At 61.2% G+C, this 21,791-nt stretch carries 25 protein-coding genes; 17 read left to right on the top strand and 8 right to left on the bottom strand.

All coding sequences use genetic code 11. The features are described from left to right. The first annotated feature begins 54 nt into the window (after positions 1-54). From ACR0KJ_RS09950 to ACR0KJ_RS09970, 5 genes are all read left to right on the top strand, one after another. Complete coding sequence (locus ACR0KJ_RS09950) at positions 55-1,266, top strand: NAD(P)/FAD-dependent oxidoreductase (protein ID WP_480626568.1); 1,212 nt, start codon at positions 55-57, stop codon at positions 1,264-1,266. Further along, positions 1,263-1,823, top strand: a complete 561-nt coding sequence (gene rsmD / locus ACR0KJ_RS09955) for a 16S rRNA (guanine(966)-N(2))-methyltransferase RsmD (protein WP_170453600.1) — start codon at positions 1,263-1,265, stop codon at positions 1,821-1,823. The genes ACR0KJ_RS09950 and rsmD overlap by 4 nt, the downstream gene beginning before the upstream one ends. Positions 1,824-1,973: 150 nt before the next feature. Then, a complete protein-coding gene (locus tag ACR0KJ_RS09960) occupies positions 1,974-2,321 on the top strand; it encodes a hypothetical protein (RefSeq protein WP_170521254.1) in 348 nt (115 codons plus the stop codon). A gap of 151 nt (positions 2,322-2,472) precedes the next feature. Further along, on the top strand, positions 2,473-3,108 hold the full coding sequence (locus ACR0KJ_RS09965) for an HAD family hydrolase (protein WP_480626569.1): 636 nt from the start codon (positions 2,473-2,475) through the stop codon (positions 3,106-3,108). Between the two features lie 24 nt (positions 3,109-3,132). Further along, a complete protein-coding gene (locus tag ACR0KJ_RS09970; RefSeq protein ID WP_170453603.1) occupies positions 3,133-3,312 on the top strand; it encodes a hypothetical protein in 180 nt (59 codons plus the stop codon). On the opposite strand, the gene map is transcribed toward ACR0KJ_RS09970, so the two are convergent. Both map and sfsA read right to left on the bottom strand, forming a co-directional pair. Beyond that, on the bottom strand, positions 3,300-4,112 hold the full coding sequence (gene map, locus ACR0KJ_RS09975) for a type I methionyl aminopeptidase (protein ID WP_480626570.1): 813 nt from the start codon (positions 4,110-4,112) through the stop codon (positions 3,300-3,302). The two genes, ACR0KJ_RS09970 and map, sit on opposite strands and share 13 nt — an antisense overlap. A gap of 122 nt (positions 4,113-4,234) precedes the next feature. Further along, positions 4,235-4,936 (bottom strand): DNA/RNA nuclease SfsA, encoded by a 702-nt coding sequence (gene sfsA, locus ACR0KJ_RS09980; protein WP_170453605.1) that lies wholly within the window; start codon positions 4,934-4,936, stop codon positions 4,235-4,237. A gap of 49 nt (positions 4,937-4,985) precedes the next feature. On the opposite strand from sfsA, the gene ACR0KJ_RS09985 reads away from it, so the two are divergent. The 4 genes from ACR0KJ_RS09985 to ACR0KJ_RS10000 are packed head-to-tail and all read left to right on the top strand — an operon-like array spanning position 4,986 to position 7,900. Beyond that, positions 4,986-5,708: a molybdopterin-binding protein gene (locus ACR0KJ_RS09985; RefSeq protein WP_170453606.1), complete on the top strand. Its 723-nt coding sequence runs from the start codon at positions 4,986-4,988 to the stop codon at positions 5,706-5,708. Next, positions 5,705-6,415, top strand: coding sequence for a GNAT family N-acetyltransferase (locus tag ACR0KJ_RS09990; RefSeq protein WP_480626571.1), 711 nt, complete (start codon positions 5,705-5,707; stop codon positions 6,413-6,415). Before ACR0KJ_RS09985 ends, ACR0KJ_RS09990 begins: the two co-directional genes overlap by 4 nt. 28 nt (positions 6,416-6,443) lie before the next feature. Beyond that, on the top strand, positions 6,444-7,001 hold the full coding sequence (locus ACR0KJ_RS09995; RefSeq protein ID WP_480626608.1) for a peroxidase-related enzyme: 558 nt from the start codon (positions 6,444-6,446) through the stop codon (positions 6,999-7,001). After that, positions 6,998-7,900, top strand: coding sequence for an OmpA family protein (locus ACR0KJ_RS10000; protein WP_480626572.1), 903 nt, complete (start codon positions 6,998-7,000; stop codon positions 7,898-7,900). Before ACR0KJ_RS09995 ends, ACR0KJ_RS10000 begins: the two co-directional genes overlap by 4 nt. Before the next feature lie 57 nt (positions 7,901-7,957). Here the strand turns inward: ACR0KJ_RS10000 and ACR0KJ_RS10005 are convergent, their stop codons facing one another. Further along, on the bottom strand, positions 7,958-8,863 hold the full coding sequence (locus ACR0KJ_RS10005; protein WP_170453610.1) for a LysR family transcriptional regulator: 906 nt from the start codon (positions 8,861-8,863) through the stop codon (positions 7,958-7,960). Positions 8,864-9,089: 226 nt separating this feature from the next. Between ACR0KJ_RS10005 and ACR0KJ_RS10010 the strand changes: the two genes are divergently transcribed. After that, positions 9,090-9,530 carry a DUF4399 domain-containing protein gene (locus ACR0KJ_RS10010; RefSeq protein WP_480626573.1) on the top strand — a complete coding sequence of 147 codons (441 nt, stop codon included), beginning with the start codon at positions 9,090-9,092 and terminating at the stop codon, positions 9,528-9,530. 69 nt (positions 9,531-9,599) lie between these two features. Then, positions 9,600-10,208, top strand: coding sequence for a LysE family translocator (locus tag ACR0KJ_RS10015; protein ID WP_480626574.1), 609 nt, complete (start codon positions 9,600-9,602; stop codon positions 10,206-10,208). Positions 10,209-10,214: 6 nt separating this feature from the next. On the opposite strand, the gene ACR0KJ_RS10020 is transcribed toward ACR0KJ_RS10015, so the two are convergent. Next, positions 10,215-12,242, bottom strand: a complete 2,028-nt coding sequence (locus ACR0KJ_RS10020) for an FAD-dependent oxidoreductase (RefSeq protein ID WP_480626575.1) — start codon at positions 12,240-12,242, stop codon at positions 10,215-10,217. Between the two features lie 137 nt (positions 12,243-12,379). Between ACR0KJ_RS10020 and ACR0KJ_RS10025 the strand changes: the two genes are divergently transcribed. From ACR0KJ_RS10025 to ACR0KJ_RS10035, 3 genes are all read left to right on the top strand, one after another. Continuing rightward, positions 12,380-12,865, top strand: coding sequence for an RNA pyrophosphohydrolase (locus ACR0KJ_RS10025; RefSeq protein WP_170453614.1), 486 nt, complete (start codon positions 12,380-12,382; stop codon positions 12,863-12,865). 67 nt (positions 12,866-12,932) lie between these two features. Next, positions 12,933-14,306 carry a radical SAM protein gene (locus tag ACR0KJ_RS10030; RefSeq protein ID WP_170453615.1) on the top strand — a complete coding sequence of 458 codons (1,374 nt, stop codon included), beginning with the start codon at positions 12,933-12,935 and terminating at the stop codon, positions 14,304-14,306. After that, a complete protein-coding gene (locus tag ACR0KJ_RS10035) occupies positions 14,303-15,142 on the top strand; it encodes a DUF547 domain-containing protein (RefSeq protein ID WP_170453616.1) in 840 nt (279 codons plus the stop codon). Before ACR0KJ_RS10030 ends, ACR0KJ_RS10035 begins: the two co-directional genes overlap by 4 nt. Positions 15,143-15,307: 165 nt before the next feature. On the opposite strand, the gene ACR0KJ_RS10040 is transcribed toward ACR0KJ_RS10035, so the two are convergent. Next, positions 15,308-16,297: an adenosine kinase gene (locus tag ACR0KJ_RS10040; RefSeq protein ID WP_480626576.1), complete on the bottom strand. Its 990-nt coding sequence runs from the start codon at positions 16,295-16,297 to the stop codon at positions 15,308-15,310. Further along, on the bottom strand, positions 16,294-16,938 hold the full coding sequence (gene nth / locus ACR0KJ_RS10045) for an endonuclease III (RefSeq protein ID WP_480626609.1): 645 nt from the start codon (positions 16,936-16,938) through the stop codon (positions 16,294-16,296). The genes ACR0KJ_RS10040 and nth overlap by 4 nt, the downstream gene beginning before the upstream one ends. Positions 16,939-17,068: 130 nt before the next feature. Here nth and ACR0KJ_RS10050 point away from each other — a divergent pair, with 130 nt between their 5' ends. Both ACR0KJ_RS10050 and ACR0KJ_RS10055 read left to right on the top strand, forming a co-directional pair. Continuing rightward, on the top strand, positions 17,069-17,920 hold the full coding sequence (locus ACR0KJ_RS10050) for a methylated-DNA--[protein]-cysteine S-methyltransferase (RefSeq protein WP_480626577.1): 852 nt from the start codon (positions 17,069-17,071) through the stop codon (positions 17,918-17,920). 177 nt (positions 17,921-18,097) lie between these two features. Then, positions 18,098-18,532, top strand: coding sequence for a glyoxalase superfamily protein (locus ACR0KJ_RS10055; protein ID WP_170631145.1), 435 nt, complete (start codon positions 18,098-18,100; stop codon positions 18,530-18,532). 54 nt (positions 18,533-18,586) lie between these two features. Here ACR0KJ_RS10055 and ACR0KJ_RS10060 read toward each other — a convergent pair whose 3' ends face one another. Then, positions 18,587-20,026: an aldehyde dehydrogenase family protein gene (locus ACR0KJ_RS10060; RefSeq protein WP_480626578.1), complete on the bottom strand. Its 1,440-nt coding sequence runs from the start codon at positions 20,024-20,026 to the stop codon at positions 18,587-18,589. A gap of 211 nt (positions 20,027-20,237) precedes the next feature. Between ACR0KJ_RS10060 and ACR0KJ_RS10065 the strand changes: the two genes are divergently transcribed. Then, positions 20,238-20,888, top strand: coding sequence for a peroxiredoxin (locus tag ACR0KJ_RS10065; protein ID WP_170521286.1), 651 nt, complete (start codon positions 20,238-20,240; stop codon positions 20,886-20,888). A 40-nt stretch (positions 20,889-20,928) separates the two neighbouring features. Here ACR0KJ_RS10065 and ACR0KJ_RS10070 read toward each other — a convergent pair whose 3' ends face one another. After that, positions 20,929-21,702, bottom strand: a complete 774-nt coding sequence (locus tag ACR0KJ_RS10070) for a glycosyltransferase family 25 protein (RefSeq protein WP_480626579.1) — start codon at positions 21,700-21,702, stop codon at positions 20,929-20,931. Positions 21,703-21,791 lie beyond the last annotated feature (89 nt).

Consider the following 21,791-nt stretch of genomic DNA (forward strand, 5'->3'; position numbering starts at 1 on the left):
AATATAGGTGACCACGTGGATGAGACCACGGGAATTCGACAGGGTGGGAGGAACATGAGCCATATTGTCGTGATCGGTGCCGGGCAGGCCGGGGCATCTTTGGTTGCGCGTTTGCGCAATGATGGGTTTGACGGGGACATCACCCTGATCGGGGCCGAGCCGCATCTGCCCTATCAGCGCCCGCCCTTGTCCAAGGCCTATCTGCTGGGTGAGATGGAGCTGGAGCGCCTGTTCCTGCGGCCCGAAAGCTTCTATGCCGACAACAACATCACCCTGCGTCTTGGCCAGCCTGTGACGGCGATTGATCCGCAGGCCAGAACCGTGACCGTGGGTGATGATGTCATCTCGTATGACGAACTGGCGCTGACCACCGGATCGGACCCGCGCCGCCTGCCCGCTGCCATCGGTGGCGACTTGCAGGGCGTTCATGTGGTGCGCGATCTGGCTCATATCGATGAGATGGAGCCCCGCGTCACGGACGGCGCGCGTGCCCTGATCGTGGGCGGCGGTTATATCGGGCTTGAGGCCGCAGCCGTCTGCGCCAAGCGCGGTGTGAAAGTGACCTTGGTCGAGATGGCCGACCGCATCCTGCAACGGGTCGCAGCCCCCGAGACCAGCGATTATTTCCGCGCGCTGCATACGGAATACGGTGCCGATATCCGCGAAGGCGTCGGGCTGGATCGTCTGGTTGGTGACAATGGCAAGGTGGTTGGCGCTGTTCTGACCGACGGAACCGAGCTTGAGGTGGATTTTGTGGTGGTGGGCGTTGGTATCGCCCCCTCGACCCAACTGGCCGAGATGGCAGGGCTGGAGCTGGACAACGGGATCAAGACCGATGCCCATGGCCGCACCTCGGACCCGTCGATCTGGGCCGCCGGGGATTGCGCGTCCTTCCCGCATGGCGACACGCGTATCCGTCTGGAAAGCGTGCCCAACGCGATCGATCAGGCCGAGATCGTAGCCCAGAACATGATGGGCGCGGCCAGGGATTATGTGGCAACACCGTGGTTCTGGTCGGATCAATTCGACGTCAAACTGCAGATCGCGGGCCTGAACACCGGCTATGACCGCGTGGTGACCCGGCAGGGCGAAGGCCAGAGTGTGTCCTTCTGGTATTATGACGGAGACCGGTTGATTGCCGTGGACGCGATGAACGATCCGCGCGCCTATATGGTCGCCAAACGGCTGATCGAAATGGGAAAAACCGCCGATCCGGCCATTGTGGCCGACCCGGATGCGAACCTGAAACCGCTGCTCAAGGCGTGAGGATCATTGCCGGAGAATTCCGGGGCCGGGCTTTGGCCTCGGTCGGCAAGGGGGACGCAGGCGCGCATCTGCGTCCCACCACGGACAGGGTGCGCGAGAGCCTGTTCAACGTCCTGACCCATCAGATCGATTTCGACGGCCTGCGCGTGCTGGACCTGTTCGCAGGCACCGGCGCGCTGGGGCTTGAGGCGCTGTCGCGCGGAGCGGCCCATGTCAGCTTTGTCGATGACGGGCGGGTGGCGCAGGGATTGATCCGCAAGAATATCGACCTGACCCGCAGCACGGACCGTACCGATCTGATCCGCCGCGATGCAACGCGGCTGGGCGACAACCCGGATGCCCCTTACGATCTGATCTTTCTGGACCCGCCATACGGCAAGGGCATGGGTCAAAAGGCCCTCGCCAGGGCGGTCGAGGGCAATTGGATCGCCCCGGACGCGCTGATCGTGTGGGAGGAAAACGCCCCCATGGCCGCGCCGGACGGGTTCGATCTGCACAGCGCCCGCAAGTATGGCGACACGCATATCTCGCTGATGTGGCGCAGCCCGGAAAACTGACGCTGATCCGCAGCAAGGCTGGATTCACATTCCCGTGATCGACTCTGCCGAATGGTTAATGCCCTATTTTGCGGAGGTTGGGGACACATTTTGGGCCAGAATCGCCGGTAGCCGAAATTGAGTTTAGCAACCCGGACAGTGAGTACCTGAATGTTTTCCAAGACCCTTCCAGCCCTGCTGATCGGCTGTGCCGCCGCCTCGGCCAGTGTGGCCGAAACCCAGATCGACATGGATGATTTCTTCGTCAACTGCATCTCAGACGTCAACAGCGAGGGTGTGACGCTGGTGCGTTCGGGTGGATCCGACAAGGGCTACATCATGACAACTGACGTGCAGGGCGAGGCGGATATTTACCCCGGCCTGGACAGCATGACATTCCTGCTGATGCAGGAGACCGGAGTGATCACCTTTGTCGTCGATTATCACAGCATGGAATATGACATGATGGTCAAAGGGGCGGGGCAGCAATTTGACAGGGGCACATGCTCGGCATCCTGAACGGGTTGTGACCGGTTCGGTGCACTTGACCCAACACTCTGACAAGGCGGACTGTTTCAGATTGAAACGGCGCGCGCGGATTGCTGCTGAGCGTGGATTTGCGCAGGGGCCTGCACTGGGTTAAGCCGGGCGCAAAATCCGCGGAGGCTTCATGCACGATCTGGTCATCTTCGATTGCGACGGCGTTCTGGTCGATAGCGAGCCGCTGTCCAATAAGGTTCTGGTGGACAATCTGGGCCGGTACGGCCTGGACCTGACACTGGAAGACAGCGTCGGGTTTTTCCTCGGTGGGACAATGGCTGGCGTGCGGGACAAGGCGCGTGCGTTGGGGGCCGATTTGCCGGATGACTGGATCAATGAGGTCTATGCGGAAACCTACGAGCGTTTGCGTCAGGGCGTGGCATTGATGCCCGGTATCCGGGACCTGTTGGATTGGCTTGATCATCACGGCATCCCGTTCTGCGTGGCCTCGAACGGCAGCCCGGACAAAATGGCGATCACGCTGGGCCAGAACGGGCTTTGGGACCGGTTTCAGGGTGCCATGTTCTCGGCCCACCAACTGGGAACGGCAAAACCGGACCCCGAGATGTTTCTGCTGGCCGCGCAGCATTTTGACGCATCCGCTCCGGTTGTAATCGAAGACAGCCATAACGGCGTTACCGCCGCGATGCGCGCGGGCATGCGGTGTCTTGGCTTTGCGCCCGAAGGGGGTGGCGCCAAACTGGCAGAGATTGGCGCAGAGGTCTTCACCGACATGGCGGAAGTGCCGCGCCTTTTGGGAATTTGATCCATCCGTGCTAGGGTCGCGGGCATGGACCGCGCACTGACCCCTTCGATCTGGGCATTCTCACAGGATGCCGACGCCACCCCGGCCCCCGAGCGCAGGCCGATGCGCGCGCCGGTTTTTATCAACGACGCGCTAACGCCCTGGGGTCACGAAACCCTGCTGCTGAAACTGCTGCGCGACCAGGCCGCCGATCACGAAGAATAGGTCGGGTGGAACTTGTCGCCGGGTGACAGGGTAAAGATTTCGACCCCATCCGCCGTTACACCCACCGAATGCTCGAACTGCGCCGACAGCGACTTGTCGCGGGTCACGGCGGTCCAGTCATCGGCTAGCGTCTTGGTCTCGGGACGGCCCAGATTGACCATCGGCTCGATGGTGAAGAACATACCCTCTTCCAACACAGCCCCGGTGCCCGGGCGGCCATAGTGCAGGACGTTGGGCGGGGCGTGGAACACCCGGCCCAGCCCGTGACCACAGAAATCGCGGACAACGCTCATCCGGTGCGCCTCGACATAGGCCTGAATCGCGTGGCCGATATCGCCAAAGGTGTTGCCCGGCTTGACCATCTCGATGCCCTTGAACAGCGCATCATGAGTGACCTGGATCAGACGTTCAGCCTTGCGTGGCAGCTTGCCCGCCACATACATGCGCGAGGTATCACCGAACCAGCCGTCAACGATGACGGTCACGTCGATGTTCAGGATGTCACCATCCTTGAGCTTTTTCTCACCCGGAATGCCGTGACAAACCACGTGGTTCACGCTGATACAGCTGGCGTGCTGATAGCCCTTGTAGCCGATGGTCGCCGAGGTCGCGCCCGCATCTTCGACCATCTGCGTGATCAGCCCGTCAATAGCGCCGGTCGTCTGACCGGGAAACACATGCTGGGCAATATCGTCGAGTATCCGCGCAGCCAAGGCCCCTGCCGCATGCATGCCGGCAAAGTCACCCTGTTCATAGATGCGGATACCGTCTTTTGTCAGACGGCCACGATGGTCTTTCATCGACGCTAAGCTCCAAATGTTTCGCGCAGCCCCTTACTTACGCTGCTTGCGCAGAAAGTTCCAGAGGGTGCGGCTTTAACTCAGTAGATAGAGTCGAAAGAAGAAAGTTCTAACATTGTGTATTAGCTGATCTGCCAGCGTCGGTCCGGGTCGACCCAAACTCCGTCGGGTGTAATGCGAGAGCCGACAATCAGGCGTTCAACACCTGCGGCTGCCTCAAACGCCGCCGCGTATGCCGGGTCGATATCGGAGGCCAGCGTGAAGCGGTCGCAATCGGTGCGTTGCACCAGATACAGCATGATTGCCCGGTGCCCCTGTGCCGCCATCGCCGACAGTTCGCCCAGATGTTTAGTGCCGCGCGCGGTTACGCTGTCGGGGAACTCGGCCAGACCGGGTTGGCGGGACAGGGTGACGCTTTTGACCTCGACATAGGCGTCGGGCAGGCCCGGTGCGCTTAGCAGAAAGTCGATGCGGCTGTTTTCGCCGTATTTTACCTCGGCGCGGACGGTTTCATAGGCGGCCAGTTCGGGGATTTCACGCGCCTTTAGCGCTGCGCGCAGGGCCTTGTTCGGGACCGATGTATCGACCCCGGTGAAATGCCCGTTTTCGTGATCGACCAGCCGCCAGCCATATTTCAGCTTTTTCTTCGGATCGTCATTGGGCTCCAGCCAAATTTTCTGGCCCGGCTCGGCCAGCCCCATCATCGAACCGGGATTGGCGCAATGGGCTGTAACCTGGCGCCCGTCCTCCAGCGTGCAATCGGCCAGAAAGCGTTTGTAGCGGCGGATCAGGCGGGCGGGGACAAGAGGGGTTTCAAATCGCATGCCCCACGGCCTATACCTGCCCCAGGGGTCGATCAAGAGGAAGAGCGCCATGGCCAATCCAACCGCCGCAATGCTGGTGATCGGGGATGAGATTCTCTCGGGCCGGACCCGCGACGCGAATATGCACTATCTCGCCGGAGAGTTGACCAAACAGGGCATCGACCTGAAAGAGGTCCGCATCGTCAGCGACGACGCGCCCGAGATCGAAGGGGCCGCAAAGGCGCTGTCCGACCGGTACGATCATGTGTTCACCAGCGGTGGCATTGGCCCGACCCATGACGATATTACCGCCGATTGCATCGCGCGGGCCTTTGGGGCGCATATCGACATTCGCGATGATGCGCGGGCGCTGTTGCAGGCGCATTACGACAAATCCGGCCTCGAACTGAACGAGGCCCGCCTGCGCATGGCGCGCATCCCGGACGGGGCGATTTTGATCGACAACCCGGTGTCGACCGCGCCGGGATTTACCATCGAAAACGTGCATGTGATGGCTGGGGTGCCTTCGGTGTTTCAGGCCATGGTGGCCAGCGTTTTGCCCAAACTGACCGGCGGCAGCCCGTTATTGTCGCAGACCCTGCGGGTGGATCGGGGCGAGGGCGATATCGCAGCGACCCTCTCTGCGCTGGCCGAAACCTATGATGACCTGACCATCGGGTGCTACCCGTTCCAGATCAACGGTGTCTTTGGCGCAAATGTCGTCATTCGCGGTACCGAGGGCACCCGGATCGACGCCGCCATGACCCAACTGGCGAAAGAGCTGGAGTTGTGAGCGTCAATTGGGCCGACATTGTCGACGGAACCTGGCCTGCGGCCCGCTATGAACGGCTGGGCCCGTTTCAATTGCGCGAAGGGCAGGGCGGTGGCTCGCGGGTGTCGGCGGCCAATGCGTTTGGCCCTTTCAGCGACACGGATATTGAAGCAGCCGAACAGGCGATGCTGGCGATGGGGCAAAAGCGTATCTTTTGCCTGCGTCCGGGGGACGAGGCGCTGGACGCGCAGCTTGCCGCACGGGGGTACGAGGTGCTGGATCCGGTCAACATCTATTCCTGTCCGGTATCCCATCTGACCGACCAGCCGATCCCGCGTGTCATGGTGTTCACCGTATGGGAGCCGCTTGCGATCATGCGGGATCTTTGGGCAACCGGGGGCATCGGGCCGGAACGCATCGCCGTGATGGAGCGCGCCAAAGGCCCCAAGATCGGCTTGCTGCTGCGCCATCGCGATCAGCCCTGCGGGGTTACTTTTGTTGCGATACATGAAGGTGTTGCCATGCTTCATGCGCTGGAAATTCTGCCCGATCACCGCCGTCAGGGCATGGGCCAGTGGGCGGTGCGGGGTGCCGCGATCTGGGCGCGCGACCATGGTGCCGAAACCTTCAGCGTGATCTGCACCAAGGTGAACGACGGGGCAAATGGCCTGTACCAAGCGCTCGGGATGGAGATCGCGGGCGAATACCATTACCGTCAGCTTATCTAACACAGAGGTTTTCGTGACACATCAAGACATGCCCATCGCGCTGGACCTGCCCATGGTCGACCCGCTGCCGCCCGAGACGCAGAAATACTTTGATATCTGCGTCGAGAAACTGGGCATGGTGCCAAATGTGCTGAAGGCTTATGCCTTTGACATCGACAAGCTGAACGCCTTTACCACCATGTATAACGACCTGATGCTGGCAGATAGCGGGTTGTCAAAGCTGGAACGCGAGATGATTGCGGTGGTCGTCTCATCCATCAACAAGTGCTTCTATTGCCTTGTGGCCCACGGGGCTGCCGTGCGGCAGTTGTCAGGCGATCCAAAGCTGGGTGAGATGCTGGTGATGAATTACCGCGTCGCGCCGCTGGACGACCGCCAGCGCGCCATGCTGGATTTCGCTGCCCGGATGACCAAAGCCAGTACCGAAATTGAAGAGCCCGACCGCCAGCGCCTGCGCGATGTCGGGTTCTCTGACCGGGATATCTGGGACATTGCCAATGTGACCGGGTTCTTCAACATGTCCAATCGCGTGGCCAGCGCCACGGCGATGGTTCCAAACCCCGAGTATCACGCACAGTACAGATGATCCGAACGCTAAGCCTTTTGACCGTGATCCTGGCCAGCCCGCTGGTTGCTCAGGAACTGACGCTGCCGCAATCCGCACAGCAGATCAGTCAGCGGGTTTCTCCGCTGGACAGCTATGATCTGCCAACCGGGCCATTCGCAGATGGAGCGGTTCCGGCCCGAACGGTCGAGGGGCAGGTTGAAAGGGTCACATGGCGGTTGCAGGCCGGGTCCAGCACGACGCTGCAATTGCTTGCCCCGTTGCGCGACCAGATCGAAGCGCAGGGGTATGACATTCTGTTCGAATGCGAGGCCCGCATTTGCGGCGGCTTCGATTTTCGGTTCGGGACCGAAGTGGTGCCAACGCCGGATATGTATGTCGCCATTCAGGACTATCGGTTTCTGTCCGCGCAGAAGGGGTCCGAGGTGCTGAGCCTGCTGGTCAGCCGGAACCCGCCCGATGGTTATGTGCAGATGATCCGGGTGACTCCTGTCGATGCGCCGGCCCCTGCACCTGTCGTGATCGATCAGAGTGTGGATGGGGCCGGGGGGTTGCTGGCCGAATTCCAGCAAACCGGTCATGTCATTCTGGACGACCTGCACTTTCGCACCGGCGAGGTTGCGCTGGGCGAAGGGCCCTTTGCCTCGCTCGCGTTGCTGGCCGGGTTCCTGGCGGATAAGCCGGACACGCGGCTGGCGCTTGTGGGGCATACCGACGATACCGGAGCCTTGCAGGCCAATATCGCAGTCAGCAAGCGCCGGGCCGAGGCCGTTCGAACCCGTCTGATCGAGGCGCATGGCGTGGCCGCCGACCGGATCGAGGCGCAGGGCGTCGGCTATCTGGCCCCGATCACCTCAAACGCCACCGCCGAGGGCCGCGATGTCAATCGCCGGGTCGAGGCAGTGTTGCTGGTCAACTGACGCACAAAAAAAGACCCGCACCAGAAAGCGCGGGTCGCTAAAGTTCACCGGGAGAAATTACCAATCCATCGGGCCCTTTTCGTTGAAGGACTCGACCAGAAAATCAATGAAAGCCCGCACTTTCGGCTGCGTGAAACGCCCGGGCGGGTAGACGGCGTAAACGCCCTGAACCTCATCCGGCAGCGACGGCATCGCGTCCAGCACCTGGCCGGATTTCAACGCATCCGCATACAGATAGCTGGGCAGATAAGCGATCCCGAGGCCCGAGATCGCAGCATTCAGCAGGGATTGCCCGTCATTGACGCTGAGCCAACCGGCGGTGCGCACCTGACGCTTTTCGCCCGATGGCGCGGTCAGTTTCCAGACATTGCCCGAAGATTGGCTGGAATAATGCAGCAGCTTGTGTTCGTTCAGGTCGTCGATCTTCTGCGGACGTCCGAATTTCTCGATATAGCTGGGGGCCGCAACCATGCGTTTGACGGTTTCCGTGAGTTTGCGCGCGCGCAGGGTGCTGTCTTCCAGCTCACCAATGCGCACGGCCACGTCAAACCCTTCGGAAATCAACTCAACATAGCGGTTGTTCAGCACCATGTTGACGGTGATATCCGGGTAAGCGGACAGGAACTCGGACAGAACGGGGGACAGGTGATTGACCCCGAAATCCGTCGCGACGCTGATCCGCAACAGGCCTGACGGGGCCGATTGCATCGAGGTAACCAGTGCATCCGCCTCGCCCGCGTCATTCAGAACGCGGCGCGCGCGGTCGTAATAGGCCAATCCGATTTCAGTTGGGGACACCCGGCGCGTTGTGCGGTTCAGCAGCCGCGCACCCAGACGCGCCTCAAGGCTCGAGACGTGCTTGGACACGGCCGATTTGGAGATGCCCATCTTCTTGGCCGCATCGGTGAAGCCACCCTGGTCCACCACGTTGGCGAAGGCTTCCATTTCGGTCAATCGATCCATACTCGTTCCCCAGGTCTTACGTTCGACGTCAGTTTTGACGCTCAATCTGGGCGGAAACGGGGCAGACATGGGATAATATCAGGGTTTTGAATCGGATCGTTTGCAGTTCAGAAACGTTGAAACAATGGTTTCCGATCCAATAACACCCCGGTCAAACGGTGATTTCTGGACATTTTTTCATTTGTGCTATGCTGAGAATGGCATTTTTGTGTCCTGGGAGGAGATTATGAAATCACTATTTGCCATTGTCGCGTTTTGTCTGTCCGCTGGTCTGGCACTGGCCCAAGCGCAGACCCCATCCAGCCCCGACGCCAAGGTCTATTTCGTGAACCTTGCGGATGGGGACACGGTTCAATCGCCGGTGACGGTGGTCTTTGGCCTGAGCGGTATGGGCGTCGCGCCAGCCGGGACCGAGGCCGAGAATACCGGCCATCACCATCTGCTGATCAACCGCCCGCCGATAGGCGAAGGCGAGGGCGGTGCGGATGAGCTGGCCTATGGCCTGCCCGCCGACGACAATCATATGCATTTCGGCGGCGGCCAGACCGAGGTGACTCTGGACCTGCCCGCAGGCCAGCACACTCTGCAATTGGTGCTGGGCGATGCGGGCCACGTGCCGCATAACCCGCCGATTGTGTCCGAGGTAATTACGATTACGGTCGAGTAGACGCCCAGATACGCCTGTTTACTTTCACGCTGATGTAAGGAACTCTCCGGCGTGTGATCGGAGGGTTCCATGTCGCTTGAGTTTCTTCTTACATCCCTGATCGTCGTGCTGTTGCCGGGAACAGGCGTGATCTACACGCTGGCCATAGGGCTTGGCCGGGGGTTTCGCGCCAGCGTTGCGGCGGCGGCAGGCTGCACACTTGGGATCGTGCCCGCCGCTGTGGCCAGCATTATCGGGCTGGCCGCGCTGCTGCACACCAGTGCGCTGGCGTTTCTGGTGCTCAAATACCTCGGCGTGCTTTATCTGTTCTATATGGCCTGGGGCATCGTCCGCGAGGGCGGCGCGATGGAAGTAAGTGCCGAGAAATCGACCAAGAGCTACCTGAAGATCGCGACGACCGGCACGCTGATCAACGTGCTGAACCCCAAGCTTTCGCTGTTCTTTCTTGCGTTCCTGCCGCAATTCCTGCCCACGGACACGGCGCATGCGGGTCTGGCGCTGGTGCAACTGGCGCTTGCCTTCATGGCGATGACTTTTGTTGTGTTCATCGCCTATGGGGCCTGCGCGGCGCTGGCGCGGGATTACATCATTCATCGCCCATCTGTGATGGCTTGGATCAAACGCTGCTTTGCAACGGCTTTTGGCGCGCTTGGGGTGAAGCTTGCACTGTCTGACTGACCGGGCCTAAAGCCCGGCCGCCAGACGTGTGCCCTGATTGATTGCCCGCTTGGCGTCCAGTTCCGCCGCGACATCTGCGCCGCCGATCACGTGCGGAGTGATGCCCCGTTCGATCAGCGCGTCTGCCAGACTGCGCTCGGAGACCTGACCGGCACACAGCACGATGTTGTCGGCTGCGATCAAGGTCGGGTCCGCGCGTTCCTCGCCAAAGCTGACATGCAGGCCGTCTTCGTCAATGCGTTCGTAGTTCACGCCGCCGACGAAATTGACATCTTTCATCTTCAGCGTCGCGCGGTGAATCCAGCCGGTCGTCTTGCCCAGCCCTTTGCCGTGCGCCTGTTTCTTGCGCTGCAACAAGGTGACCTGACGCGCTGGGGCCGCAGGCTGCGGGCCTTCGGGCGCAAGGCCCGCGCGGTGGTCTTCCGGGTCTGTCACGCCCCATTCCTTCATCCACAGCGGCAGATCGGTGGTGGCGCTGTGGCCGTCTTCCAGCAGAAACTCCGAAACGTCGAAGCCGATGCCGCCCGCGCCGACAACGGCGACGGATTTGCCAACCTCGGCCTTGCCGCGCAGCACGTCGATATAGCTGAGGACATTGTCCCCATCCTGTCCCGGAATCTGCGGATCACGCGGAGTGACGCCGGTTGCGATGACCACCTCGTCAAAGCCGGTCAGGTCGTCGGCACCAACCTCGCGGTTCAGTTCCACGTTCACGCCCAGATCGTCCATCATGGTGCGGTACCAGTCGACGAGGCCCCAGAACTCCTCTTTCCCCGGCACCTGTTTGGCCATGTTCAACTGCCCGCCGATCTCGGACGCGCGGTCGAACAGGGTCACGTCATGGCCGCGCTGGGCAGCGGTCATTGCGGTGGACAGGCCAGCCGGACCTGCGCCGACGATGGCGACCTTTTTCACGGTATCAGTCGCAGCAATCACCAGTTCGGTTTCGTTACAGGCGCGCGGGTTGACCAGACAGGTGGTCAGCTTGCCGCTGAACGTGTGGTCCAGACAGGCCTGATTACAGGCGATGCACGGCGCGATCTGCGCGGACTGACCGGCAATGGCCTTGTTCACGAATTCCGCATCCGCCAGCATCGGCCGCGCCAGCGAGACCATATCAGCGCAGCCGGTCGACAGGACTTCTTCCGCCACTTCCGGCGTGTTGATCCGGTTCGAGGTGATAACTGGGATCGACACCTTGCCCATCAGCTTTTTCGTCACCCAGGCAAAGGCCGCGCGGGGAACGCTGGTGGCAATGGTCGGAATCCGCGCCTCGTGCCAGCCGATGCCGGTATTCAGGATCGTCGCACCCGCTTTCTCGATCTCTTGCGCCAGTTGCACAACCTCGTCATGGGTCGAGCCGTTGGGGACCAAATCGATCATCGACAGGCGATAGATGATGATGAAATCTGTTCCCACCGCCTCGCGCGTGCGGCGCACGACCTCGATTGGCAGGCGCATGCGGTTCTCATACGAGCCACCCCAGCGGTCGGTGCGCTTGTTGGTGTGGGTCACAAGGAACTGGTTCAGGAAATAGCCCTCGGACCCCATGATCTCGACCCCGTCATAGCCTGCCTTCTGGGCCATTCGGGCCGCATTCACGATGTCGCTGATCTGTTTCTCGATACCCTCTTCGTCCAGCTCATGCGGCGGGAAGGGCGAGATTGGGGATTTCACCGGGCTGGGGGCCACGCATTTCGGGCCATAGGCATAGCGGCCCGCGTGCAGGATCTGCATGGCGATCTTGCCGCCCGCCTGATGCACACGTTCGGTCACGATGGAATGGTTTGCCACCTCTTTGTCGTTGGTCATCATCGACGCCCCCGACAAAACCGAGCCTTCCAGATTCGGACCGATCCCGCCCGTCACCATCAGCGCCACGCCACCGCGCGCCCGGTCGGCATAAAACTCGGCCACCCGGTTCCAGTCGCCGGTCTCTTCCAGTCCAGTGTGCATCGAGCCCATCAGCACGCGGTTTTTCAGCGTGGTAAAGCCCAGATCCAGCGGGGCCAGCATGTTTGGGTACGCAGTCATGGTGAAACTCTCCCTCCCGTCTCCGGGTTTTAAATTGACGTTCACGTCAACTTTGTCACGCGAAACCTAACGTCACCCCCTATGCTACCGTGGCGGCGCTTGTTAGAGGTGGGCAAAACAACCTTGCGAGGCCGTGCATGACCCCTGATCAGATCGCCAAACTGCCCTATCGCCCCTGCGTTGGTCTGATGCTGATGAACGCCGATGGGCAGATCTTTGTCGGTCAGCGCAACGATCGCCACAAGGACGCCTGGCAGATGCCGCAGGGGGGTGTGGACAAGGGCGAAGACCCCCGCGATGCGGCGCTACGCGAGCTGTGGGAGGAAACCGGCGTCACCTCTGATCTGGTCGAGGTTGTGGCCGCAACCGATGGCTGGCTGCCCTATGATCTGCCGCATGACATCGTGCCCAAGATCTGGAAAGGCCGCTATCGCGGGCAAGAGCAGAAATGGTTCCTGCTGCGCTTCACGGGCCGCGACGATCAGATCAACATCGAAACCGAACATCCTGAGTTCACCAAGTGGAAATGGCAGGACCCGGATCGGCTGATTGAAGAAATTGTGCCTTTCAAGCGTGACGTCTATGAACAGGTGGTGGCTGCGTTTTCCGAACATCTGGGCTGATCACCGCCCCGCACGTTGGCGTGAGGGGGCGTAGTCGCGTCCTGAGACCCCCTTTAGCTTGGGGTCCATGAAAGACACCTTACCCGAACCGATCACAGCCAAACCCGCCGGACGCCGATTTGAAGGCCCAGACCGACGCGCGCCCTTGCGCGACGGTTTGAAAGGGTGCGGTGAGTTTGGGGCCACTCAAACAGCAGGCCGGTTCTACCCGATGGCCTGCGTTGCGCTTGAGGTGACGCAGCGCTGCAATCTGGACTGCACGCTGTGTTACCTCTCGGACCGGGCCGAGATGACCTATGATCCGCCGCTGTCGGTCCTGTTTGCGCGGATTGCGACAATCAACAGCCACTATGGCCGTGGTGCATCGGTACAGCTGACCGGCGGCGACCCGACCCTGCGCAAAACCGAAGACCTTGAGGCGCTGTGCCGCGAGATCAAGCGGTTGGGCATGCGGTCCTGCCTGATGACAAACGGCATCCGCGCCAGCCGGGCGTTTCTGACCCGTCTGGCGGCGGCCGGTCTGGATGATGTCGCGTTCCATGTCGATATGACTCAGGACCGCAACGGGTTCGGATCAGAGGCTGAACTGAACACTGTGCGCGAAAAATACCTTGCCCGCGCCCGTGGCTTGGGTGTGCGGGTCCTGTTCAACACGACGGTGTTTGGCGGCAACTTTGGCGATCTGCCCGATCTGGCGCGGTTCTTCCGGGACCAGCCCGAGGTTGCCTTTGTCTCGTTCCAGATGCAGGCCGATACAGGGCGCGGCGTGCTGCGCGCCCGCCCGGATGCCATCACGCAGGACAGTGTGATGCGCGCGATCGAGCGTGGATATGGCACGACACTGGATTTTGATGCGGCTTCCGTCGGTCATTCTGCCTGCAACCGCTACGCCAGCGTCCTGACCGCCGGGGGGCGAGCGGTCTCCTTGCTGTCGAACGCCAAGCTGGTGCAGCAGGTGATCGCCGCGTTGGAGCGGTTGGACACGGGGCGCGAGGCGCATCTTGTGATCCGGTCCACGGTCCGTCGGTTGGTGCTGCGGCATCCGGTTTTGGCGGTGTGGGCGGTGGCGCATTTGGTGGCCTCGGTCGCCCGACTTGGCCCGGGCTTGCTCCGCGGTCGGGTGCGGCGGCAGGCGGTGTTCATCCACAACTTCATGGCGGCAGATGCGTTAGAGGCGGATCGCTGCGCCTCATGCGTGTTCATGGTGGCGACCGGGAACGGACCCTTGTCCATGTGCGTCCACAATGCCCAGCGCGATCAGCATCTGGCCGCTCCGGATCGGATCGATAGCCCGATGGGAACCTATTGGTGGAACGCGGCGATGCGAGGGTTGTCGTCGCGGCCGGAAATTCCTGCGCTGGGCGACCCGGCCCATGCGCCGCTGAAGCGATTGAAGGGGCAGATGCGTCTGACCCGCCGGGACCGAAAGGATGCCTCGTGAAAAAGCTGCTGATCGTCTTGCTGCTGCCTTTGCTGGCGGCCTGCGCCAGTGTCGAACGGCTGGCCCTGCCACCTGCCGAGGCCTTGCCGGGCAACGCCCTGACCCGCAGTGCCCCGCCGCCCGGGCAGCGCGTGAATCACAGCGATTGGAGCGCGTTTCTGTCCCGCTATGTCGCGCCCGATGCGCAGGGGGTGAACCGCGTGGCCTATGCCAGCGTCACCGCGTCTGATCGTGATCGTTTGGATGAGTATCTGGGGCAATTGCAATCCGTTGACCCGGCACGCCTGACACGCGATCAGCAACTGGCCTATTGGATCAACCTCTACAACGCGCTGACCGTGGATGTCGTCCTTGAGGCTTATCCGGTCGACTCGATCCGCGACATCACCGACGGGCCGCTTTCCTTTGGCCCATGGGATCGCCCCCTGGCCACGGTCGCAGGGCAGAGTTTGACGCTCAACGATATCGAACACCGGATCATCCGCCCCGGATTTGATGAGCCGCGCATCCATTACGCGCTGAACTGCGCCGCCGTGGGCTGCCCGAACCTGATGGATCGGGCGTGGGAGGCCGGAACTCTGAAACAAGACCTCGCCGCAGCCGAGCGGGCCTATATCAACGACCCGCGCGGCGTGCGTTTTGATGATCGCGGGGGGCTGATCCTGTCCAAGATCTATATCTGGTTCCGCGAGGATTTCGGAGCGAATGAGCAGGACGTGCTGACCTATATCCAGACCGCAGCCGCCCCTGAATTGCGCGCCAGATTGCAAGAAGTCCGGCGCGTTAAGGCTTATAGATACGACTGGGCGCTGAACGGCGCGGCGGCGGGGTCATAAAGGCGCGGGATCAAGGCCGAAAGGCCGCCGCGCCAGCGCCGACCCGCCCCCACGGGGCGGCGCTTTTGCACCGTCAATCTCTGTTTTACCCGCGCAGTTGGTTGCACCATTAAGTGCGAGGTTCAATTGGTACAAGCGCCACCCCGCAGGTCGGCGCTGGCGCGCCTATAGCAACCCCTCGCTGCGCAGCAAGTCCTGCATGTTGGCCTCGGGACGCGGACCGATATGGCTGATCACTTCGCGGGCGCAGACATTGCCGATGCGGGCGCAGGTCTCGTAATCGCGGCCCGTGGCCATGCCAAACAGGAAGCCTGCGGCGAACTGATCTCCGGCCCCGGTTGCATCCACCGGCACTACCTTATCGACCCGCACATCGACGCGCTGGCCATCATGCAGAACAGTCACGCCATCGCCGGACCGGGTGCACACGACCAAAGGGCAGATACCGGCGGTTTTTGCCAGCGCCTCTTCCAGATCATCGGTTTCGAACAGCGATTTGATTTCGGCCTCATTGCCGATCACGAAATCCAGTTCGTTCTCGATCAGCAGCAGGAAATCGACGCGATGCCGTTCGACGCAGAACGGATCGGAAATCGCGATCCCGGCCTTGCCGCCACTCTTATGGCAAGTGCGCGCGGCCTCAAGGAATGCCGCCTTGCCTTTTTCCTTGTCGAACAGGTAGCCCTCAAGGAACATGATCTGGCTGTTATTGGCCACATCGGCCGAGACATCCTCGGACGACAGTTCCGACGAAATCCCCAGATAGGTGTTCATCGACCGCTCGCCATCCGGCGAGACAAAGATCATCGAACGCGAGGTCGGTAGCTCTCCGCCTGGGACCGGCGGGTTCACGAAATCGACGCCGTCTTCGTTCATCGCATCCGCATAGAACCGACCCAAGGCGTCATCATGCACCCGTCCGATAAAGGCCGCGTCCAGACCCAGCGCCCCGGCACCGGCAATCGTATTGGCGACCGAGCCGCCCGGCGTCTGCACCCGGCCTTCCATCGAGGCATACAGCACCTCGCCACGCTCCTGCTCGATCAGTTGCATGATGCCTTTTTCGATGCCCATCAGTTCCAGGAAACTGTCATCGGCCTGGGAAATCACGTCCACAACGGCATTTCCGATGCCGGTCAGTTGGTAGGTCTTCATAGGGTTTTGTCCTCGAATTGACAGAGATCACGGATGATGCAGGTCGGGCATTGCGGCTTGCGCGCCTTGCAATGGTATCGGCCATGCAGGATCAACCAGTGATGCGCATGGAGTTGAAAGTCGGCAGGAATATTGTCCTCGATGGCGCGTTCCACGGTGTCCACGTCCTTGCCGGGGCAGATGCCGGTGCGGTTGCCGACGCGGAAGATATGCGTATCCACCGCCTGCGCCGGTTGCCGCCACCACATGTTCAGCACCACATTGGCGGTCTTGCGCCCGACACCGGGCAGGGACTGCAGCGCGGCGCGGGAATTGGGCACCTCACCACCATAATCCTCGACCAGAATACGGCTCAGCTTGATGACATTCTTGGCCTTCTGGCGGAACAGGCCGATGGTCTTGATATGCTGGGTCAGACCCTCTTCGCCCAGATCCAGCATCTTTTGCGGCGTGTCGGCGATTTTGAACAATTCGCGCGTGGCCTTGTTGACACCCGCATCGGTCGCCTGCGCCGAAAGCGCCACGGCGACGACCAGAGTGTAGACGTTCACGTGCTCCAACTCGCCCTTGGGTTCGGGGTCGGCTGCCTGAAAACGCGTAAAGATCTCGCGGATCGTGTGGTAATCGAGTTGCTTTGCCATCCGCGCCTTAATGCCGCCCGCAAGGCCATGACACAACCCCTTGGTTCCGGCCCAAAGCCAATGCGCAAGTTCCGGGTCGCGGCGTCGTGTCCTGCGCGCTATGGTTTTGGCATCAGATGAGGTGACTGTCATGAACGTCCAGACCCCGGAAAGCGGATACCACTACAACGTCATGCGCCGCGCGATCGAGCTGATCGATCAGGGCGGCGAGGGCCTCAGCCTTGAGGAATTGGCGCAGCAGATGGATATGAGCCCGGCCCATTTCCAGCGACTGTTCTCGCGCTGGACCGGTGTATCACCGAAACGCTACCAGCAATACCTAACGCTGGGCCACGCCAAGGCGCTGCTGCGCGAACGGTTCACGACGTTGGAAACCGCCCATAACGTGGGCCTGTCCGGCAGTGGCCGCCTGCATGATCTGTTTCTGAAATGGGAGTCCATGAGCCCTGGCGAATACGCCCGCAAAGGCGCAGGTCTGACGATCTATTGGGGCTGGTTCGAAAGCCCCTTTGGCCCCGCGCTGGTGATGGGCACCGACAAGGGCATCTGCGGCATGGCCTTCGGGGCCGAGACTGGTGAAGGCGAGGCGATGGAGGATATGCTGTCGCGCTGGCCGCAGGCGGATTTCGTTGAGGACCCGATGCACCTGCGGCCTTGGGTGCTCAGCGCTTTTGGGTCGGTCAGCGACCGTTTGCAGCCGACGCCTTTGTACCTGATCGGCTCACCCCTGCAGATCAAGGTGTGGGAGGCGCTGATGCACATCCCTTCGGGTCAAGTCACCACCTATTCTGAGATCGCGCAGCGGGTGGGCTCGCCACAGGCCGTTCGTGCAGTCGGAACGGCGGTCGGGCGCAACCCGGTCAGTTGGCTGATCCCCTGCCACCGGGCGCTGCGCAAATCGGGCGGGCTTGGCGGCTATCACTGGGGCCTGCCCGTCAAACGCGCGATGCTGGCCTATGAAGCCGCGCAGGCGGATGCCTGATTGACAGACCGTCCCGGCGCTGTCATATGGCGCGCCAGGTACGGGTCCCCTGCCGTTCGCGGCCTTTGGCTTTGGTGAAACCCGGTTGAATGCATATCTGTTGCCCTTTCCTGGCGCACGGATGGCAATGCGAACACCGTCCTGATTTCGCGCCCCTATAAGGAAGCGAGGCAAGACATGACTATTGATCAAGACATCGCTCCGGTTTCGGAGCTGAAGGCGCAGGCAAAGCGACTGCGCGAGAGGCTGCGCAGCGCGGATGTGATCCTGTCGCATAGCGAGGCCCTAGAGCTGGTGGCCCATCAGCAAGGGGCCAAAGACTGGAACACGCTGCGTGCGATGGCAGGCAACCGGCTGCATCTCAGGGTCGGTGACCGGGTCAAAGGACGCTATCTGGGTCAGCCGTTCAATGCGGTCATTCGCGGTTTGACGATGCTGGGTGATGGCGGGCACCGCCGTGTGACGCTGCAATTCGACGCGCCCGTGGACGTGGTGCGGTTTGACAGCTTCTCGGCCTTCCGGCAGCGCGTGACCGGCGAGATCGGTTGGGACGGGCGGTCTACCCGTCATACATCGGACGGAGAGCCGCAGCTCGTCGTCCAACCAGCTTGAAAATAAAGCGAGGCACCCTGGGGTGCCTCACATTTTGATCGTAGAAAACAGGCGTTACTCGGCGGCCCAGCCACCGACGGCTTTGACTTCCAGAAAATCCTCAAGCCCCCAAACGCCACCTTCGCGTCCATTGCCGGATTGCTTCATGCCCCCGAACGGAGACCCCGCGCTGCGCGATTTGCCGTTCATCTCGACCATGCCCGAACGCAATGCCCGCGCCATGCGATTGGCGCGCTCGCCATCCTGTGTCTGGACATAGTTGGTCAGGCCATATGGCGTGTCATTGGCGATCTCGATTGCCTCTTCCTCGGTGTCGAAGGGGATCATGGTCAGGACGGGGCCAAAGATTTCCTCGCGCGCGATGGTCATCTGGTTATTGGCATCGGCAAAGACCGTGGGTCGCACGTAGTAGCCCTTGTTCAGACCCTCAGGCCGTCCGGTGCCGCCTGCGACCAGACGCGCGCCTTCGTCGATGCCTTTCTGGATCAGGTCCTGAATTTTGCTCCACTGCGCCTCGTTCACCACAGGGCCGATATGGCGGCCTTCCTCGGCAGCGGGGCCAACCTTGACCATGTTGGCCACCTCGGCGGCGGTTTCGACGGCCTGATCGTAGATCGGGCGCTGGACCAACATCCGGCTGGGGGCGTTACAGCTTTGGCCGGTGTTGTTCATCATATGCAAGACACCGCGCTTCACCGCGCTGGCATCCGCATCGGCAAAGACCACATTCGCGCCTTTGCCGCCCAGTTCCAGATGTACTTTCTTCAATGTTTCCGCAGCTGCCTTGGAAATTGCGGTTCCCGCACGGGTCGAGCCGGTAAAGCTGATCATGTCCACATCCGGATGGCTGGACAATTGCGAACCGACGCCAACCCCGTCGCCATTCACCAGATTGAACACGCCGGGCGGAAAACCGGCGGCGTCCATCAACTCGGCAAAGATCATCGCGTTCAGCGGGCTTTGCTCGGACGGTTTCAGAACCATCGTGCATCCGGCAATCGCGGCGGCCCCAACTTTGAGCGTGATCTGGTTCATCGGCCAGTTCCAGGGCGTGATCAGACCGGCAACGCCGACGGCCTCGTGGATGATGCGGTCGTTTGGGGCATGATCGCCCAGCGGATATTCGAAGGGAAAGGCCTTGGCTGCGCGGATGAAGGTGTTCAGGTGGTACATGCCCGCCCCTGCCTGAGCCGCCCGCGCCAAATCGATCGGGGCTCCCATTTCCAGCGACATAGCCTGTGCCAGATCCTCGTTGCGGGTCTGGTAGATCCCGGCCAGTTTCTCGACCAGTGCAATCCGCTCGGCAACCGGGGTGGCCATCCAGCCGGGCAGGGCCGCCCTGGCGGCAGCAACGGCGGCATCGGTATCAGCCTGACCGCCCAGTGAGATCACTGCGCAGGGCTCTTCTGTCGATGGGTTGATGACGTCGAAGTCATTGGGCGCGGATGGGGTAACCCATTGGCCGTTGATGTAGAATTCACGCTTTTCGATCATGGCTCTCCCTCCTGATCAGACGGCATTGGGGCCGGTTTCGGGGCACTCTGGCACTGGCGGCATAGCGGGGCAAGAGGGTGTTTTGATCAAATCTCTTACCGCTTGCAGCGGGAATGGCGTATCCTTGCGCGGGCCAATGGTTTAACTCTGACGCAGAGTGTTTAGGTTTACGGCAACCGACTCGGGTTTTTCACAGGAAAGGAGATGCACCATGGGTTTGCGCATCAATGACACGGTTCCCAATTTCACCGCAGAAACGGATCAGGGCACCGTTCAGTTTCACGACTGGATCGGTGACAGCTGGGCGATCCTGTTCTCGCACCCGAAAGACTTCACCCCGGTTTGCACCACCGAGTTTTCGGCTGTGGCCCAGTTGAATGACGAATGGGCGGCCCGAAACACCAAGGTGATCGGCGTATCGGTCGATGGCGTGGAAGATCACAAGAAGTGGAAGAAAGACATCGAGGCTTATGGGAACGCCAATCCCGGTTTTCCGATCATCGCCGATGATGGGTTGGCCGTGTCCAAGGCGTTTGACATGCTGCCTGCCGAAGCCTACCTGCCCGACGGGCGCACCCCCGCCGACAGCGCCACCGTGCGGTCGGTCTTTATCATTGGGCCGGACAAGCAGTTGAAACTGTCGATGACTTACCCGATGACTGTGGGCCGCAACTTTGCCGAGATCCTGCGCGCGCTGGACGGGTTGCAGATGTCGGCCAAGGGTGTTGCGACGCCTGCGAACTGGGTGCCGGGCGAGGATGTGATCATTCCGCCTGCCGTGTCGAATGAAGATGCCAAAGAGAAATTTGGCGAGTTCGAGACGATCTTTCCTTATCTGCGTAAGACCAAGGCGCCGTCTTAAGACGGACCGGGTCAGGGGGGCTGTCTGCCCCCCGCCGCGCCTAGAGGCGCGACTCCCCCCGAGGATATTTATGGCCAGATGAAGCAGGCGGGCGCTGTGGGTAGCTGTAGAGTTTTGCCCTGTAGGCCGCGCGCTTGAATTCGCGGGTCAGCTTGTCGCTGAACGGCGGGCTTTTCTGGATTGTCGAGCCGCCGATTTCACCGGCGATTTCCCGGTTGCCGCTGCCGAGCAGGGTGTGGATCGGTTGGCCGGTCAGCCAGTGCATTTGCAGAAACGTATCGACCGGGCGGTCGATCTGATCCGTAGCGGCCAACATGCGTGCGGCGGCGCGACGTCCCACCATCTGGCAGACACATTGCAACCCGACCACCCAAGGCAGAACCAGGCGCAGCCCGTTTTCCTCGGCAATGGTTTGTGCCGGAATCTCGCGTTGTTTGACCGGTATGCGGATGTAGTGATCCGGGGTCGCCTCGCGCTTCAAAAGCGCCAGGATCTGCTGCAATTGGGCAGGGTCGATACGCAGATCATCTTCGGTGATGAGTGCCAGATCGATGTTTTCGTCCACCATTTTCTGCCAGATGCGGCGGTGGCTTTGGAACACGCCGACCTCGGTGGGCAGCAGCGCAAAAGGGTAGTGGGGCCGATGCAGATTGCCGGGATGCAGGCAGACATCCGAAATTTGATCGGGGTCGCGCCCATTCACGGCCTCGAACAATTCGGCGTTGGGCAGGTCCGCGCAAAGCCTTTCGGCGTTTTCCCGCCGGGCGGTGCTGGAAGACATATGAATGACGAACGAGCGCATTGGCATGTGCATAGAGCACCCCGGCGTGTTGGGGAAGGGTGGTGATGGCGAAACACAGAGCCGTGACTGTTTGAAATGTTTCATTTGGCAGATAATGGCCG

It is taken from the genome of Ruegeria sp. AD6, from assembly GCF_056542325.1.